Here is an 11731-nt window from a genome sequence, read left to right as displayed (position 1 = left end):
GAATTCGTCTTCTTTTTGTTATGCGGAATGTTTGGAAACGAATTTCTGGATCATCTCCGTTACGATTTCCGGTTGTTCCCGATGAACCCAGTGATTGGAATCCAGTTTATGAATCTCTAATTTGTCCACGTAGTCGTACGCGTTTTCGTACACTTCGGGAAGAACAACGAAATCCTTTTGAGGCACGATGAGCTGCACCGGAACCTTGATGTTGGAAGGAGCCGCGATCACCGTTTTACCGAATAATAATTCGCGGAAAAGATTGATGGGCGCCATCGACGCGCTGTAAATGTCGTTGCGGTTGATGTTGCGGAGAGAATCCTTTTTGGGAACTCCGCCGAGATCCATAACCAGCTTGTAGATCAGTTCCCCGAAGTTTTGCCAGATCAATTCAGGCAGAATCGGAATCTGAAAAAACCAGATATACCAGGAACGGAAGCCCTGATCCAAAACCTTTCTCCAGTTGGAGAGGTTGAAACTGAAGATATCGTCTAACATCCGCTTTCCGGCGAGCCAAGGGTGCGGTCCCGAGATCGCGGTAAACGATCTGATATATCCTGAATATTCAGGATCGCTAATAAATAACCATCCGAGAGCCGCGCCCCAATCGTGGCCCACCAAGTGAACCTTCTTTTCCTTGGAAAGAAAACGGATCGCTTCCACTAAATCGGGAAGAATGACCGCATAGTTGTATTCGGATTGTTCCAAAGGTTTGGAGGAACGTCCGAAACCTCTCAGATCGACGGCGCCTAACCGGTATTTGTCTTTCAACGAATCGATTTGAGGTTCCCAGGTCTTATGAGTGTCCGGATAACCGTGAACGAAAAGAATAACGTCTTTCGAATCCGTCTCCGAATAGCTGAGAAAAATTTTTACTTTTTGATTTTCGAGATAAGTGTATTTCAAGAATTCGACTCCAGTGCGCGATCCGGAAAACGGAAAAAACGTCCTGCAATCATCGTCGGCGTCTGCAATTTTTCCAGTCTTTTACGGAATTTCATTTTTGTTCTGATTGGTTTTTCTCCAGGATCCGGTAACTTGGTTTCATGTCAGAAAAACGAACCGAGGAATCCAATTCGTTTAATAATTCCGGAAGTCCGATGGTGATGTTTCGAAACCGGCTTTCGAGAATGTCCAAACATTGGAAAAAGTGGGCGCGCAAACGGAACATAGAATGTTTTCGCATCTATGATCGCGACATACCGCAGGTTCCAGTAAGCGTCGATCTTTACGGACCGTATTGCCAAATCTCCGCATATAAAAACAGCTACGAAATTTCGGACGAGGAAAGGGAAAGGGAGAATGTCGAGATCGGAAAGGTAGTCGCGGAAACTCTCGGTCTCGAAAACGAATCCATTTATTGGAAAAAGAGAGAACCGAAAAAGGGCAAGGAACAATATGAAAAATATTCCGAACAAGCGGAACTCCTCGAAGTAGGGGAGAACGGACTTCGTTTTTTCGTAAACCTATCCGATTACCTCGACACGGGACTTTTTCTGGATCATAGAATCACTCGGGATCTTGTGCGCCAAGAATCGAAAGGAAAGAAGTTTCTAAATCTTTTTTCTTATACGGGAGCGTTTACCGTCTACGCCGCGTCAGGCGGAGCGCTTAAAAGTCTGAGCGTGGATTTATCCAACACTTATCTTGCTTGGGCGGAGGAGAATTTGAAGTTGAACGGGTTTTCCTTGAGCAAACACAAACTCCTTCGGGCGGACGTGATGGAATGGCTCCGCAGCGAAAGAAAGGAACCGGATCGGGAACGATACGATTTGATCGTGGTTGATCCCCCCACGTTCTCCAACAGCAAAAAGATGACCGACGTATTCGACATACAACGGGATCACGTGGAAATATTAAACATTCTTTATAAGGATTTCGCTTTGCCTGGAGCGGTTTTGTATTTTTCCACGAACTTTAGAAAATTCGAATTATCCGAAGCTTCGATCCTTTGGGACAATATCAAAGACATAACCAAGACGACCGTCCCCGATGATTTCAGAAACGAAAAGATCCACTACTGCTGGAGAATGGAAAAGCCGGTTTAGCCCGGCTTCAAACCGAAATGTTTCTGGATTGAAATAAAAATCCCTGCGCCAAAGGAAATCTCATTTCCGCGGCGATCAAAAGATCCTCTTGCGTTTCGATTCCTTCGAGAATACACTGAATGTTCGATTTTCTCGCAAAATCCAAAAGTCCCCAGGCGATGTTCTTATAGGCTTCCTTCGTTTTAAAAAGTGTGAGCCAGCGTTTGTCGAACTTGATAAAATTAGAATATTCCAAAAAATCGAAACAGAAAAGATTCTGTTTCCCGCCGACGTCGTCGAGCGCGATCTGAATATCGGCTTCTTTGAATGAGTTTAAGCAGAATCTCGTATCCGCGATCCGGGTCGAATCCGTGTTTTCGATGATTTCGCAGACTACATTCTTTTGTTTGCTTAAAAATTCGGTCCAATAAGAAGCTTGTGATTGATCCTTGCAAACGTGCGGATCGATATTCAAAAACAATTTCTTCCCTCGGGGCTTATTTGCGACCTGAAATCGTTTTAGATTCTTTTCGAATTCAAAAAACAGATCGGGCCAGTTGTGAAGTTCCTGAAAGGCGAATTCGGGAGAGATTCTCTCGCCTTCGATGTAAAAACGGGCCAACGCTTCGTATGCGAAAACCTTTCCCGTGTCCAGGGAAAGAATCGGCTGATATTCCGTGTGGAAGTTTCCGGTTTCCGAAATTGCGGCGAGCGCATTGATAAGCGACATTCCCGAGGATTGGCGATCGTTTTGATCCGTTTCGGAAAAAATAGGGAGGAATTCTTCCGTGTCGATCTCCGCAAGAATTTCCCGTGCGGTTTCGTGTTTCGCATTCAAAGAGAAAAGATTTCGGGCGATGTGTTCGTCCAAAGCCGGAATCGATTGCGAAAGAACCAAATCAATGTTAGGTGACAAATCCAAAATTTCTTTCATCCGAGACCTCTTTTTTTCCCACGGTAGGCAAGGCCGTGAAAAAGTCAATATAAATGAGACTGAAACTCAATATCATAATTATACAATTCTCCCGTTTTCCAATTTACTCTTTCTCCGGGAAAAAAGATTCTTCCTCAGATCTTTATGAAATTCAAACATCCGATTTGCAAACTTGCGTTCTTACTTTGTATCCAGATTCTTTTTGTCCAGGCCGAGACTTTGCGCGCCGAGCCGAATGATTCCGAATTGTCCGCGATCGCAGGATCGCAGAGGGAACGCAGAAACGAAAAACGTTTTTACATCGGAGGGTTCGGCATCAAAGAACTCTCCTGGTTTCAAGTCGGTTATAATCTCAATGAACGATTCTCCATTTCGCTTTTAGCGCACCAAAGATTTCGTGCGGATCACTTCGATCTGGACCGAACCGGTTATCAACCGGGTGCCGCCGCGTTCTCCTTGCAAAATAAGGAATATACGCTGAACCAATATACGATTGCGTTCGAATGGTTTCCGTTTTCCATTCCGTATTATCTGAGTCTTGGAGTCGGTCAGGAATTTTATTTCCAAAGGGATCGCAAGAACGAGTTCTGGGTTTATACGGATGGAAGCGCGGACGGTAAGAGTTGGACGTATTCGATTTCCAATAAGAGGGCGTATGCGGCTCCGGGCGCGGGCATACGTTATGTGTTCTCTTCGGGGATATTTTTAAACGGAGGTTTTAACGTTCTTCTGTTCGCGAATAATTCCGCGCATGTGCAGCGCGAAGATATTTCCTTTTACAATCAGAAACCGGATCCGGCGATTTTGGAAAGAATTTGGAAGGACGGCAAGGAACAGGAACACGATCGCGCGCGGGGAATCGGCGTTCAGTTGTTTTTGAGCGTCGGGATTTCTCTTTAATGATATTATTAAGCGAAGAATGGAGTATGTCTTTTGAATCCGGATCGATGCGTTTCGATCAAGGATTTACCGAAAGTCTATAACCTACGCCCGGTTCCGTCAGAAGAAGTTCCGGATTGGACGGATCGGCTTCGATTTTTTTCCGCAAACTTGCGACGTGAACCCGAAGCGGTCCCGATTCGTTCTTAGCAAACGGTCCCCAAACGTGACGGATGATCTGCTCTTGGGTCAGAACCTTTCCCGCGTGTTGGATCAAAAAAGATAAAAACGAATATTCGATCGGAGTGAGATGGATCGTGTTCTGCGAAACTTGAACGATCCGATTCGCAAGATCCACGTATAAATTTCCCGAAATAAAAATAGGAGAACCCGCTTCCTGCGTTTTGTTTCGGAGCGCGACTCGAATTCTTGCGAGCAATTCCCCCATACTAAACGGTTTTGTAATATAGTCGTCTGCACCTTCGTCGAGCAGGGAAATCTTTTCCGAATCCGACGAAAGAACGGACAACACGATCACGGGAGTTTCGCTCCAGGTTCGGATTTCTTTGAGTGCGGTGATTCCGTTTCCGTCCGGAAATTGAAGATCGAGTAGGATGACGTCCGGCGATTCGCTTGCGGCTTTGAGAATCGTTTCTTGAATCGTCGCGGACTCGAGGACGTCGTAATGCGAAGCGTTCAGACTGATTCGGATCATTTTGCGGATTCGATCGTCGTCGTCCGCTACGAGAATTTTCGGATTCATGAGATCAGAGGGGTTTTACGGGAATTTCGATACAAAATCTGGCACCTCCCTCGGTCCGATTTTCAGCGATCAAAGTTCCTCCGTGCGTTTCGACGATGGACTTACTGATGGAAAGTCCGAGGCCGCTTCCCACGTGCGATTGATTCTTACTTCTATAAAATTTCTCGAATATTTTTTCAAGTTCTTCCTCGGGAATCCCCGGTCCTTCGTCTTCGACAAGATAGATCGTTTTTTCCTTTTCGGAAATTAGACGAATGGATACCGGAGAGCCCGGAGGAGAAATTTGAACCGCGTTGAATACGATGTTGAAGAGAGCCTGTTCCATAAGAGTGAAGTCCATCCAAATCGGAATCGGATTTTCCGGAAGGTGAATCACACAGCGGCTGTTCTTTACGGTTTGTCTGAGTCTGCGAACCACGACATGAACGAGGTCCGTCGGATCGTGCCAATCCATTCTCAACTTTAAAAAGCCGGATTCGTAACGGCTCATGTCCAACAGATTTCCAAGCAGTAAATTCAGAATCATACTGCTTTCGTTGATTTCGTTTAACAATTCTTTGCGCGCTTCCGAAGAAGAATCGATTTCCGGTTCCAATAACGCGGTGACCGCTCCTCGAATCGCGGATAAGGGTGTTTTCAATTCGTGAGAAAGGGAATTGAATATGATGGTGTACAATCGTTCCGATTGATTGGCGAGATAACGGGTCCGCGTCTCTTCGGATAACAATTCACGTTCCAAGGCGAGCGCGATCTGATTTCCCATCGTAAGCAGGAGGTTTTCCTGATCCAGATTGAGTTTTGAAGGAAGAACGATTCCGATCACTCCGATCACCTTGCCCGGTGCGATCATAGGAAAATACGTTCCCAGGGAAAGGGAAAGCGTATCGGTGAATTTTCCCGCCGAAACCTTATTCTTATAGGTCCAGTTTGCCACCGCTGCTTCCTTTGCGTCCGGAAAGAAATTTCCAGTGCGCGAAGAGTTGGAATCGACGTTTCCCTGATTTTCCAACAGGATCGTTACTTGGGTTTGAAAAACCCGTTTTAAATATTCCGCTCCGATTTCGGAGATCTGCCGTATGTCTCTCGCGTGCCCTAAGTCTTTGGAAAGCTCGTACAAAGTTGTTAAGCGAAGTTCTCTGTTTACGAGAACCTTTTCCTTTTGCCTCAATCGCGACGTCACGTTACCGATGATGATCGAGATAAAAAGAAACGAACCGAACATCAACACGTCTTCGAGTTTTTCTATAAAGAACGTGTACTTAGGCGGAATAAAAAGATAATCCCAAAAAATTCCCGATAACAAGCCCGCGAGAATCGTGGGACCCTTGGAAAAGAAAGCGCCGATGCCCGAAACGAAAAAGAGATATAAAAAAGAAATGGTCCAATAACCCGTAATCGGTTCCAAAAAAAGACTGAGACAAGTCGCGAGAAAAATGAGCGCCAAAGAAGCTACGTATTGTTTTCCGCTGGAAGATGTTCTGAGAAAACGATTGAATAAGGATTCTTCTCCCGAAAAGGAAGTATGATCGTAAGGAACAAGACACAACTCGAAGTTCGCCGTGGTTCGCGCGAGTTTCGACGCCGGAGAATTCCATTTCTTCCACCAAGACATCGGAGGTTTTCCCAAAACGACACGCGTGATATTTTTTTGTTCCGCGATTCTTAGGATTGCGTCTACGGCATCCTCGTCCGCGGAATGGAGAATTTCGCAACCGAGTTCCCTTGCAAAACTCAGATTCTTTTCAAGCAGGCTCAAACTTTCTTTGGAAAGATTTTCCCTCGTTTGATTGTAAAGCGCGAACAGCTCTCCGTTCCTTTCGTAAGCGAGGCGTTTCGCATAACGTAGAATCGAATAGGAATTCGGACTGGCGCTTATCGCGACGAGGATTCTTTCCCGAAACCGCGTGGATTCGGGAGAAGTGTTTACGTGCCTTGCCGTATAATTGAGAGCCGTCTCGCGGAGAAAGGATAGGTTCTCCTTTTTAAAAAAATGATCTCCCGCCACGTTCGCTTTTTCGGGAACGTAAACCTTCCCTTCTTGAAGACGTTTTCTCAGATCGTCCGGCGAAAGATCGATCAATACGATTTCATCGGCGATGTCTAAAACGGAATCCGGAATCGTTTCTCTGATTTTTACCGCAGTCGTTTTTTCGACCGCTTCCACTTGACTTTCCAAATGTTGAACATTCAAAGTCGTGAATACGTTGATGCTGTGATTCAGGATCTCGATCACGTCCTGATACCGTTTGACGTGCCTGCTTCCGGGGATATTGGTGTGCGCGAACTCGTCTACCAGAACCACTTCGGGTTTGCGTTTGAGAATGGAGTCGATATCCATCTCTTCGAAAACGATTCCTCTGTGTTCGATTTTTTTCCGGGGAAGAATTTCCAACCCTTCCAAAAGTTCTTCCGTTTCTTTACGTCCGTGCGTTTCGATATACCCGACGACGACGTCCACTCCTTCCTTTTTCAAAGAGCGAGCGGCGTTTAACATCGCGTAGGTTTTTCCCACGCCTGCGACCATCCCGAAAAAAACTTTCAGTTTTCCGGAAACGGACTTTTGTTCTTCCGCGTGGATCTTACGAAGAAGTTCGTCCGGGTCCAGTCGAGGCGTTTCCGACCAATCGTTCATTCTTTGATTCTTCCAAACTCCTGATCCAATTTCAAGTTCAATCGAAGCACGTTGACCCGTTTCTCTCCGATATAACCTAAGGAAGGTTTTTCGATCGAGGAAGCCAGGATTTCGTTCAATCGGGAGATCTGTTCCGCATTGAGTTTTCTTGCGTTTGCGACTCGATGGATCTGAAAACGCGCGGCTTCCGGGCTGATATGTGGATCCAAGCCCGAACCGGATGCGAATAGAAGATCCGCAGGAACTACTTTTTGATCCGGGTGTTCCTTAAGAAGGAATGCTCTTCGTTCTTCGACGCTCTTTTTGAGATACGCGTTAGTCGCGCTTTGATTCGAGGCGCCTGATGGAACCGTCGCATAATCTACGGCGGAGGGACGAGACCAAAAATATTCCCGCTTCGTAAACTTTTGGCCGATGAGTTCCGAACCGACGAGTTCGTCGCCCTGATATAAGAGACTTCCGTTTGCGTTAAACCGAAATAGTTTTTCTCCGAATCCGGTCACGACGATCGGATAAAATACCCCGGTAATAAAGGTCAATATCAGAAGAGTTCTGAGTGCGATGAAAGACGTTTGTAACATTTGCTTCTCCTTAACCGAGTCCCAAGAACGTTAAAATCAAATCGATCCCTTTGATTCCTAAAAACGGAGTTACGATTCCTCCAAGACCGTAGATCAAAAGGTTGCGTTTTAAAATCGTATCGGCGCCTAATGGACGATAGGCGATTCCTTTGAGTGCGAGAGGGATCAGCGCGGGAATCACTAACGCGTTGAAGATCACGGCGCTTAAGACGGCGCTCTTCTGCGAACCGAGTTGCATTAAGTTTAGAGCGGACAACGGACCGTCTTCTCCCTGAATCGCATAAAAACTTCCGAACAAAGCCGGTAGGATCGCGAAGTATTTCGCGACGTCGTTGGCTATGCTGAACGTTGTCAACGCGCCTCTCGTCATCAAAAGTTGTTTTCCTATTTCGACGATTTCTATGAGTTTGCTCGGATTGCTGTCGAGATCGATCATGTTTCCCGCTTCTCTTGCGGTTTGTGTTCCCGTATTCATCGCAACACCCACGTCGGATTGTGCGAGTGCGGGAGCATCGTTGGTTCCGTCGCCGATCATCGCGACGAGGTAACCCTTGCTTTGTTGTTCTCGGATTTTTTTGAGTTTGGTTTCGGGTGTGGCTTCCGCGAGAAAATCGTCCACTCCGGCTTCCGCTGCGATCGCGGCCGCAGTCAGTTGATTGTCTCCCGTGATCATCACGGTTCTGATTCCCATCTTTCTTAAACTCGCGAATCTTTCTTTGAGACCGCCTTTGACGATGTCCTTGAGCTCGATCACTCCGAGGAGTTTATCGTTTTCCGCGACAAGAATCGGCGTGCTTCCTCTTTGTGCGATCATTCGAATCACGTTCTCCATATCTTCCGAAATTTTTTGGCTAAAGTTGTAAAGATAGATACGGATCGCATCTCCCGCGCCTTTTCGGATTCTGCGCACGACGACTCCTTCTTTTTTAAAATCGACTCCGCTCATCTTTGTGGAAGCGCTGAACGGAATAAATTCTCCTTCCATCTCGCCGAGATTTCTTTCCCGAAAGCCGAACTTCTCTTTTGCTAATACGACAACGGATCTTCCTTCGGGAGTTTCATCTGCGAGAGAGGATAGTTGTGCGACGTCCGCGAGATATTTTTCTTCGACACCTTTCGTAGGGAAGAACGCCCGTGCTTCCCTGTTGCCTAACGTGATCGTTCCGGTTTTATCCAAAAGAAGAATGTCGATATCCCCCGCGGCCTCGATCGCTTTTCCGCTTTTGGAGATCACGTTGAACCGAATGAGACGTTCCATGCCGGATATTCCGATCGCCGAAAGTAGACCAGCGATGGTAGTCGGGATCAAACAAACAAGAAGGGAAATCAAAACGGGAATCGACAGATCCGCTTTTTCTCCTCCTTCCTTTGCAACGAATTCGGCGAAAAAAGGAAGGCTCATGACGGCGATCAAAAAGATAAAAGACAAACCGGAAAGAAGCATCGTCAAAGCGATTTCATTCGGAGTCTTTTGACGTTTGGCGCCTTCCACAAGCGCGATCATCTTATCGAGGAACGTGTTTCCTTGTTCCGCGGTAACACGCATCACGATCCTGTCGCTTAACACTCGAGTTCCTCCGGTAACCGCGCTTCGATCTCCGCCGCTTTCCCGAACGACTGGGGCGGATTCTCCCGTGATTGCGGATTCGTCCACGCTCGCGATCCCTTCTATGATTTCTCCGTCGCCGGGAATCAAGTCGCCCGCTTCGCAGACGACTATATCACCGATTTTTAATGTAGGTCCGGGCACGGTTTGGAGGTCGCCGCCTACGATCTTTTTGGCGACGATATTGGATCGCGTTTTTTTGAGGCTATCCGTTCTTGCTTTTCCTCTTCCTTCCGCAATCGCTTCCGCGAAATTCGCGAACAAAACGGTGAACCAAAGCCAAAGCCCGATCTGCAAGTTGAAGGACGAAAACTTACCTTGAGTTAAACCGTTTATGAAGATCCAAGTAACGAACAAAGCTCCCAGAAACACGATGAACATCACCGGATTTTTCATTTGGGAGCGGAGCCCAAGCTTTTTAAAAGAATGAATGAACGCTTCTTGAAAGACGCCGGACTCGAAAAAAACTTTTGATTTGCGGCTCATCCTGATTCTCCTTAAAACGATTTTCCTTGGAGCATGAGAAAATGTTCCAGGATCGGGCCGATCGTCAATACGGGAAAGAACGTCAACGCGCCCACGATCACGATGACGGAAAGTAAAAGAACGTAAAACGTGATTCCTTCCGTCGAAAACGAACCTTCCGAAACGGCCTCGGATCTTTTTTTGACGGCTACTCCGCCCGCGATCGCAAGAACGGGGAGGATCACTCCGAATCTACCTATCAACATGGAGAGTCCTATCAGAATATTATAATATTTTGTATTTGCATTCAATCCCGCGAACGCGCTTCCGTTGTTTCCCGCGCCCGAGGAAAAGGCATACAGAATTTCCGAAAGTCCGTGCGGGCCGCCGTTGGAAATCGAAGACAACGCTTCCGGCACGTTCAAGGTGATCGCGGTAAAAAGAAGAATCGCCGTCGAAGGCAGAAGAATTCCCAGGATGGACATCTGGATTTCGCGCTTTTCGATTTTTTTACCGAGATACTCGGGGCTTCGGCCGACCATGATCCCGCTCAGAAACACGGTAAGAAGAATGAACAAAACCATTCCGTACATTCCCGCTCCGATTCCTCCGAAGATCACTTCACCCAATTGTATATTCAACATTCCTACTAAACCGCCGATGGGAGAAAAGCTGTCGTGCATCGAGTTGACCGATCCGTTAGACGCCACAGTGGTGGCAGTTTCCCAGATCGAGCTGTTCAAAATTCCGAAGCGGACTTCCTTTCCTTCCCAAAAACCGAAGTCACCGGATAAGGGGTTAATTGACGATTCCGAAAACCAAACCGCTAAAACCCCGATGCAGAAGATCGTGAACATCACGCTGAAAATCACCCAAGCGTGTCTGAGATTCCCCGTGATTCTCCCGTATAAAAAAACGCAGGCTCCGGGTAAAAGGAGAATCGAGATCATCTGAAATAAGTTGGATAAGGGACTCGGATTTTCGAACGGATGCGCGCTGTTGACTCCGAAAAATCCTCCTCCGTTGGTTCCGAGTTGTTTGATTGCGATCTGCGAAGCCGCGGGACCGAAAGGAAGAATCTGCGTTTGTCCCTCCAAGGTCGTTGCGGAAAGGGACGGCGAAAACGTTTGAACGACTCCGTTGCCGATGAGGATCAAGGATAGAATCAACGCAAGAGGGAGAAGAACGTATAACGTGCTTCGGATTAAATCGGTCCAAAAATTCCCGATCCTTGCATCCGCGTTCGAAGAAAGGCCGCGTGCAATCGCGAGAAGGACGCAGAACCCGGCCGCCGCGCTGACAAAGTTCTGCGTCGTCAATCCGACCATTTGCGAAAAGTAACTTATCGTTGATTCCCCGTTATACGATTGCCAGTTCGTGTTCGTGACGAAACTCACCGCCGTGTTGAACGCTAAAAAAGGATCGAGCCCAGAAAGGTTTTGCGGATTGAGGGGAAGAAGGTCCTGAAACGAAAGGATCAGAAACAGGAACAGAAAGCCGAAAAGATGAAAGAGCAACAGAGAAATTGAATATTCTTTCCAGTCCATTTTGCTCTGCGGATCGATTCCGCAGATCCGATAGAGGAACGTTTCGAATCGCAACGTTTCGATGGAAGCGAGTATCTTATATAAATAAAACCCGAGAAGAGGGGAAAGAGCCGCGATGGAAAAAAGAAAGAGAAAAAGCTGAATCCATTCCGTAACCATTGTGTTCTCCTAAAACTTCTCCGGTCTGAAAATCGAATACGCCAAATACACAAGGCAGAGTCCGCCGAGGCTCAACGCCAAGGTTGTTTCTAAATTCATAATATACGTTTCCTTTGGCTTTTTAGTAAACCACGAACG

General features: G+C 46.9%; 10 protein-coding genes. 2 read left to right on the top strand and 8 right to left on the bottom strand.

Annotated features, from left to right (window positions below; all coding sequences use genetic code 11):
* Positions 1–18 precede the first annotated feature (18 nt).
* Entirely contained in the window at positions 19–906 is an 888-nt protein-coding gene (locus tag DLM76_RS19385) for an alpha/beta fold hydrolase (protein ID WP_118957479.1), read from the bottom strand.
* 140 nt (positions 907–1046) lie between these two features.
* Here DLM76_RS19385 and DLM76_RS19380 point away from each other — a divergent pair, with 140 nt between their 5' ends.
* Positions 1047–2048 (top strand): class I SAM-dependent methyltransferase, encoded by a 1002-nt coding sequence (locus DLM76_RS19380; protein WP_118966269.1) that lies wholly within the window; start codon positions 1047–1049, stop codon positions 2046–2048.
* 7 nt (positions 2049–2055) lie between these two features.
* Here the strand turns inward: DLM76_RS19380 and DLM76_RS19375 are convergent, their stop codons facing one another.
* A complete protein-coding gene (locus DLM76_RS19375; RefSeq protein ID WP_118966268.1) occupies positions 2056–2961 on the bottom strand; it encodes an EAL domain-containing protein in 906 nt (301 codons plus the stop codon).
* Between the two features lie 144 nt (positions 2962–3105).
* On the opposite strand from DLM76_RS19375, the gene DLM76_RS19370 reads away from it, so the two are divergent.
* The gene (locus DLM76_RS19370) at positions 3106–3861 is read left to right on the top strand and encodes a TonB-dependent receptor (protein ID WP_118966267.1); all 756 of its coding nucleotides are present in this window, start codon (positions 3106–3108) and stop codon (positions 3859–3861) included.
* 58 nt (positions 3862–3919) lie between these two features.
* On the opposite strand, the gene DLM76_RS19365 is transcribed toward DLM76_RS19370, so the two are convergent.
* The 6 genes from DLM76_RS19365 to DLM76_RS19340 are packed head-to-tail and all read right to left on the bottom strand — an operon-like array spanning position 3920 to position 11692.
* Positions 3920–4603: a response regulator gene (locus tag DLM76_RS19365; protein ID WP_118966266.1), complete on the bottom strand. Its 684-nt coding sequence runs from the start codon at positions 4601–4603 to the stop codon at positions 3920–3922.
* A 4-nt stretch (positions 4604–4607) separates the two neighbouring features.
* Positions 4608–7235: an ATP-binding protein gene (locus tag DLM76_RS19360; protein WP_118966265.1), complete on the bottom strand. Its 2628-nt coding sequence runs from the start codon at positions 7233–7235 to the stop codon at positions 4608–4610.
* Entirely contained in the window at positions 7232–7816 is a 585-nt protein-coding gene (gene kdpC / locus DLM76_RS19355) for a potassium-transporting ATPase subunit KdpC (RefSeq protein ID WP_118966264.1), read from the bottom strand. Before kdpC ends, DLM76_RS19360 begins: the two co-directional genes overlap by 4 nt.
* Positions 7817–7826: 10 nt before the next feature.
* Complete coding sequence (gene kdpB, locus DLM76_RS19350; protein WP_118966263.1) at positions 7827–9908, bottom strand: potassium-transporting ATPase subunit KdpB; 2082 nt, start codon at positions 9906–9908, stop codon at positions 7827–7829.
* 11 nt (positions 9909–9919) lie between these two features.
* Positions 9920–11593 (bottom strand): potassium-transporting ATPase subunit KdpA, encoded by a 1674-nt coding sequence (gene kdpA, locus DLM76_RS19345; RefSeq protein WP_118966262.1) that lies wholly within the window; start codon positions 11591–11593, stop codon positions 9920–9922.
* Between the two features lie 9 nt (positions 11594–11602).
* The gene (locus tag DLM76_RS19340) at positions 11603–11692 is read right to left on the bottom strand and encodes a potassium-transporting ATPase subunit F (RefSeq protein WP_118957470.1); all 90 of its coding nucleotides are present in this window, start codon (positions 11690–11692) and stop codon (positions 11603–11605) included.
* Between the last annotated feature and the right edge of the window lie 39 nt (positions 11693–11731).

Source organism: Leptospira yasudae (assembly GCF_003545925.1).
GTDB classification, from domain to species: Bacteria; Spirochaetota; Leptospiria; order Leptospirales; family Leptospiraceae; genus Leptospira; species Leptospira yasudae.
This window is presented reverse-complemented; position numbering and strand designations above follow the sequence as displayed.

What these genes read in the sequence shown, in the direction of transcription:
- DLM76_RS19380 (WP_118966269.1), top strand. Translation starts at nt 1,047, where the DNA reads ATGTCAGAAAAACGAACCGAGGAATCCAATTCGTTTAATAATTCCGGA.
- DLM76_RS19375 (WP_118966268.1), bottom strand. Translation starts at nt 2,961, where the DNA reads ATGAAAGAAATTTTGGATTTGTCACCTAACATTGATTTGGTTCTTTCG.
- DLM76_RS19370 (WP_118966267.1), top strand. Translation starts at nt 3,106, where the DNA reads ATGAAATTCAAACATCCGATTTGCAAACTTGCGTTCTTACTTTGTATC.
- DLM76_RS19365 (WP_118966266.1), bottom strand. Translation starts at nt 4,603, where the DNA reads ATGAATCCGAAAATTCTCGTAGCGGACGACGACGATCGAATCCGCAAA.
- DLM76_RS19360 (WP_118966265.1), bottom strand. Translation starts at nt 7,235, where the DNA reads ATGAACGATTGGTCGGAAACGCCTCGACTGGACCCGGACGAACTTCTT.
- kdpC (WP_118966264.1), bottom strand. Translation starts at nt 7,816, where the DNA reads ATGTTACAAACGTCTTTCATCGCACTCAGAACTCTTCTGATATTGACC.
- kdpB (WP_118966263.1), bottom strand. Translation starts at nt 9,908, where the DNA reads ATGAGCCGCAAATCAAAAGTTTTTTTCGAGTCCGGCGTCTTTCAAGAA.
- kdpA (WP_118966262.1), bottom strand. Translation starts at nt 11,593, where the DNA reads ATGGTTACGGAATGGATTCAGCTTTTTCTCTTTCTTTTTTCCATCGCG.
- DLM76_RS19340 (WP_118957470.1), bottom strand. Translation starts at nt 11,692, where the DNA reads ATGAATTTAGAAACAACCTTGGCGTTGAGCCTCGGCGGACTCTGCCTT.